The following is a 4,982-nucleotide window of genomic DNA, read 5'->3' on the forward strand; positions in this document are numbered from 1 at the left end:
AGCACGTCGAGAACCCGGCCTTGTGGCGTGGTGATCTGGGTCTCCTCCTCGAAGCTGACCGAGTGAATCGAGGCGAGCGCCAAACGGCGCAACGAGTCGGGGCGGCTCGCCAGCAGGGGGCCGCCCGGCAGGCCGATCAGTTGCTCGGGGTCGTCCACGCCGAGCAGCCTTGCTGCCGGCAGATTCGCCTCCTCGATGAAGGAGGTGCGCATGACGTGATCGAGTATCTGGGGACGGGCGCGCAGAACTGCCTCGGGATCGTCGCGCTGCTCGGCCGTGAAATCCTTCAGTTCGAGGCTCACGGCGTCGCCGTTGAGCCGGAACAACGGCATCGGCATGCGGTGGAAAATCGCCCGGTAGCGCTCCCGGCTCTCCGCGAGCGTCAGATTGGCCAGAGTCAGCGCGGTCACGTCGACAATGCCGATGATCACCCGTCCGTTGCCGACGAGCCTTGGATCAAGCGACGCCGTGAAGATGGCGTGAACCGGACGTCCTCGTAGCGTCGTCATGGTCGTCTCGCGCGTGAAACGCGGCGTCTCGGTCAAGCGGGCGATCAGGCTGTCAACATAGACCCCGTAGCTTTCGATCGGCCAGAATGGCGCGACACAGTCGAGCATGCCGGTTCTGTCGCCGTCGCCGAAGGTTTCGATGGCATGCTCGTTGACGTCGACCACGCGGGTCGCCCGCATCATTCGCTCGACGGTGGCCGGGGTCGCATGCAACCGTGACCGGATCTCCTCGATGCTGCAATCCCGGAACTCGGCGAGGATGGGTCTGACGCCGGTGATGTCGAGTTCGAGGAATGATGTCGGCATGGCGTGGAAGAGCGTGCGGTAGCGGTGCTCTCCCTCCAGCGAAGATGCGGTCCGGGCACCGGAGATCAGCTGGCTGATTTCGACGATCTCAACGGGCGCACCGTTTTGATCGCGCCGCTGGACGCTGAATTGCGCGTCGATCAGCAACGTATTGCGATTTCGTCCGACGCGAACGATCTGGTCGGACCAGAGCTCCGCCCCAGCGCCGGCCGCAATCGTCACGGGCGGGCTGCTTCGGAGCATCTCGTCCGCCACGCGGCCGACCATCTCGCCGGCCGACCAACCGTAGAGCAGCTCGGCGGCGCGATTCCAAGCCAGCACGCGGCCGACGGCATCGCGCACGATCACGCTCTCGCGTGTCAGATTGAAGACGTCCGGCTGCGTGAAGCCGAAATCGGTTGGTATGTTCATAGCAGTGCCATCGGTAGAGAACGTGCCTCTCGTGGGCGAGCGGTCACAGCCGCAGAATGTCGCTTTACTTGTCTCGGTCGGCCGGGTGCAAGACGACAAGCCGGCCTGGCCCGCGTCGCAGACCTGGGTTGTTTGCAGCAATTAGCGTGCCGGCTGAAGGGACTGCTTGTTTACCGTCACCGTAACATCCTCAAAACCCACACGGCGAAACAGGCTCCACATCGGGATGAGGCCGAAGATCATCATGCCGGCAGAGACGGCGAAAAAGTTCAGATCTAAGCTGGCATGCAAGCGCAGCAGCAGATAGCCGCCAGCGGCGGCAACAGCGGCTCGCGTGAGTGCCCCGAGCAGCGAGGCCATCTGTCGGCGGGTCGCTTGGCCGACGCAATACAGCACAAAGCCGAGGCCGAAGAACCCGTAGAACGGACCCACATCGTGAAGGTATCGCACGCCGGCCTGGACGGCCGCCGGGTCGTTGTTGAAGAGCTCGATCCAGATCGGCGCGAACAGCGCGCCCCCGAGGCCGATCGTGCCAGTCAGCGCGCCGCCGATCGCGGCGCCGGTCCAGGCCGCCTGCCGCGCGCGCTCGACAAGCCCGGCGCCGAGGCTCGCGCTGACGATCATTCCGACAGGGCCGCCGATTCCATATGAGATCGGGACCAGCAGAAATTCCAGCCGGGAGGCCGTGCCATAGCCCGCCAGCGCTTGAAGGCCATGGGCGCCGACATAGGCCGTGACCAGAGTGAGGGTTACGTTGGTGCTGGCCGCGATGATCGCGGAGATGCCGCCGATCTTCAGGATCGTGATGGCGGGAGCGAGCGCCAGCCGGGGCGGGGACCGCGACGGCTGCAACACGCCGAGGTGCCCCCAAAGATAGGACGCATAAGCGAGCGAGCCGAGACCATAATTGATCAGCAGGGCGACGCCCCCGCCGATCGGCCCCAACGCAGGCATGCCCAAACCGCCAAAGATCAGGAGAGGCGAGAGAGGAACGAGCAGCGCCGCTCCGGAGCACACCACCACGACCGGGAGGCGAAGATTTCCGGTACCCCTCACTGCGGCCATCAGCAGATTGAACGTCCAGATAAGGGTCGCGCCGCCGAACACGACGCCTGAATACTGCATCGCGATTTGGAGTGTTGTTCCGTGGCCGCCCATAGCGCGATAGATCGCCGGACCTGCGATCCACATCACGATGGTGGTCGCGATTCCGAGTGGGACAGCCAGCAGCAACGCATACCAGGGATAGGTGTTGGCCTCGGCCGCATCGCCGCGCCCCAGCGCCCGCGCGACGGACGTCACGATGCCGCCACCCGTGGCGCCTTGCGACACGGCGACCGTCAGGGCCAGCAGCGGGAATACAAGAGAGACGCCCGCCAGAGCTTCCAGCCCGAGCCTGGAGACGAAGTACACTTCAAGCAAACCTATCAGCACCTGGACGAGCATCACCGCCGAATTGGGAATCGCAAGCCGCACGATGGTCCATGCCACCGGACGCGCCAGCAGCACGTCCGCCCGCGATGCAGGCGGCGTTTGTCCATCCTGAGCCGCTGTCGAGCGGATCGTTGCATGAGCATTCACAGGCGCGATCTCCGACGGAGAACCGCGACCAGACCATGGGCCAACAGACTTGACCAACCATATGAATTGACACCATTTGTTAGAAAAACTAACAATCCTCGATGGCCCGTCTGCCCCCGCTTGAAGCCTTACGTGTCCTCGAAGTAGCCGGACGGCATCGCAGCTATTCCAGGGCCGCCGACGAACTGCACATTACCCATGGCGCGGTCAGCCAGCGGATCCGACAGCTCGAGCAGCACATCGGCATCGCACTGTTCGAGCGCAGCGGGCACCGAATGGAGCTGACAGCAGCAGGCCGCCGCCTTCATGGCCGTGTCACCCGGTCGCTGACCGAATTGACGGCGGCGATCACGTCGCTGTCGGCGTCCGGTCCGGGAGCCGAAGTGACGGTCAGTCTGCTACCGGTCATGGCGGCGCGATGGCTCCTCCCGCGCCTGCCCGGATTCAACGAGATCTATCCTCATATCCAGATCAACGTCCGATCCGATCGGCACTTGTCGAATTTCAAGTCGGACCGGATCGACATTGCCCTTCGCCTCGGTGGCGGAAGCTGGAAGGACCTGACTGCGATCCGGCTCATGGACGAGGAGGTGTTCCCAGTCTGCAGTCCGCACTACAACGACGGGCGTCTTCCAAAAGACCCTGCAGCTTTCGGCACCGAGAGGCTGTTGATCGACCCAAACGTGCCCTGGTCTACCTGGTTCAGATCGGTCGGCGTCCAGGTCGATCGCAAGCTCGTGGGCAACTCTTTCACGGACGCGAATCTGCTGCTTGAGGCCGCGATTGCCGGACACGGATTGGCGCTGGCGCGCCGATCGGTCGCAAAGGCCGATCTGCTCGGTGGCAGGCTGGTCCGGTTGTCGGAACACAGCTATCGCCTGCCGATCTCGCACTACGTGGTCTATCCGCCAGCGCTCGCAGGCAACGCGGCCGTGATGGCGTTCCGGGATTGGCTGCTGGCGGAAGCCGCAAACCAATAGGACGCAGGCCGGATCGCCGTCCTTCGCGGCTCTCCCGGCACGAAGAGGTATACCGTCGTACGGGTTTAATCCCCTTGGGCGCGCGGCTTAAGCTCGATCGCTGCCCGCGCGCTGCGGGCCTGTTGGAAATTGGATGGTCTCATGAGCTCGCTTGTTGCCCGGCTGCCGCTCGTGCCGGCGTCGTTCTTCGGCATCGTTCTCGGCGTGATTGGCCTTGGCAGCACTTGGCGCATCGCGCATCAGCTATGGACGTTGCCAAGCGCGATCGGCGAAGGGCTGATGGCCCTTGGCATCCTGATCTGGGCTGCGGTTCTGCTGTTCTTTGTGTTGAAGTGGATCGTGTCCGCGGAAGCGGCCCGGGCGGAAGCGCTGCATCCGGTCCAATGCTGCTATGTCGGCTTGGCTGGCGTCTCCACCATGCTGGTGGGTGTTGCGGTGCAGCCCTATCAGCATATCGCCGCGCTCTGCATCTACTTCGTCGGCCTGGTTTTCACGCTTGGGTTTGCACTGTGGCGGACCGGGCATTTGTGGCGCGGCGGCCGCGATCCGGCCGCTTCGACGCCGGTGTTGTACCTCCCGACAGTCGCGGGCTCGTTCGTGACAGCGATCGGCGCCGGAGCCCTTGGCTTCCCTGACTGGGGCAAGCTCGCGTTTGGCTCCGGGCTGTTCTCCTGGCTCGCCGTCGAATCGGTTTTGCTGCACCGGCTCTATACGTCGGAACCGCTGGCGCCCGGCATTCGTCCTGCGCTGGGCATTCAGCTTGCGCCCGCGACGGTCGGTGCGTTGGCTTATCTCAGCGTGAGCGAGGGGCCGCCGGACATGGTGGTCTATGCGCTGATCGGCTACGGCCTGCTTCAGTTGCTGCTGTTGGTTCGGCTGCTGCCATGGATTCTGGAGCAGCCGGTCTCTGCCGGATATTGGGGCTTCACGTTCGGCCTGACGGCTCTTGCCGGCTCGCTGCTGCGGATGGTGCTGCGCGGCGACACCGGGCCTGCGGCGACGATGGCGCCGATCGTATTCGGTGCCGTGAATCTGATCATGGCGGCCCTGATGCTGCGCACGCTGTGGCTGCTCGTGGCGGGAAAGATTTTGCCGCCCGTGGTCGCTGCGTCAGCTCCTAAGACGGCGACGTGATCGGCCATGCTGTGCCGGCTGGAGGCGCTCCGCCTCATCCCGCCTTCGCGTAGGTGAAGCC

General features: G+C 64.4%; 4 protein-coding genes and 1 pseudogene. 2 read left to right on the forward strand and 3 right to left on the reverse strand.

The annotated features are described in order from the left end of the window. The 3 genes and pseudogenes from JHD07_RS00405 to JHD07_RS00410 all read right to left on the reverse strand — a co-directional run. Positions 1-1,082: PAS domain-containing protein (locus JHD07_RS00405; protein ID WP_291617849.1), on the reverse strand; the 1,082-nt coding region annotated here is incomplete at its 3' end. 39 nt (positions 1,083-1,121) lie between these two features. Continuing rightward, a pseudogene (locus JHD07_RS39625) lies at positions 1,122-1,226 on the reverse strand (hypothetical protein); the annotation flags it as partial. Positions 1,227-1,367: 141 nt separating this feature from the next. Beyond that, on the reverse strand, positions 1,368-2,807 hold the full coding sequence (locus JHD07_RS00410; protein ID WP_291617850.1) for an MATE family efflux transporter: 1,440 nt from the start codon (positions 2,805-2,807) through the stop codon (positions 1,368-1,370). Positions 2,808-2,908: 101 nt separating this feature from the next. Here JHD07_RS00410 and JHD07_RS00415 point away from each other — a divergent pair, with 101 nt between their 5' ends. Then, entirely contained in the window at positions 2,909-3,787 is an 879-nt protein-coding gene (locus JHD07_RS00415; protein ID WP_291617851.1) for a LysR substrate-binding domain-containing protein, read from the forward strand. 141 nt (positions 3,788-3,928) lie between these two features. Beyond that, positions 3,929-4,921 carry a dicarboxylate transporter/tellurite-resistance protein TehA gene (tehA, locus tag JHD07_RS00420; protein ID WP_291617852.1) on the forward strand — a complete coding sequence of 331 codons (993 nt, stop codon included), beginning with the start codon at positions 3,929-3,931 and terminating at the stop codon, positions 4,919-4,921. Positions 4,922-4,982 lie beyond the last annotated feature (61 nt).

Source organism: Bradyrhizobium sp. (genome assembly GCF_016462955.1).
Taxonomy (GTDB): domain Bacteria; phylum Pseudomonadota; class Alphaproteobacteria; order Rhizobiales; family Xanthobacteraceae; genus Bradyrhizobium.

Bases quoted from the DNA above. Each gene is read 5' to 3' on its own strand.
- JHD07_RS00415 (WP_291617851.1), top strand. From the start codon at position 2,909: ATGGCCCGTCTGCCCCCGCTTGAAGCCTTACGTGTCCTCGAAGTAGCC.
- tehA (WP_291617852.1), top strand. From the start codon at position 3,929: ATGAGCTCGCTTGTTGCCCGGCTGCCGCTCGTGCCGGCGTCGTTCTTC.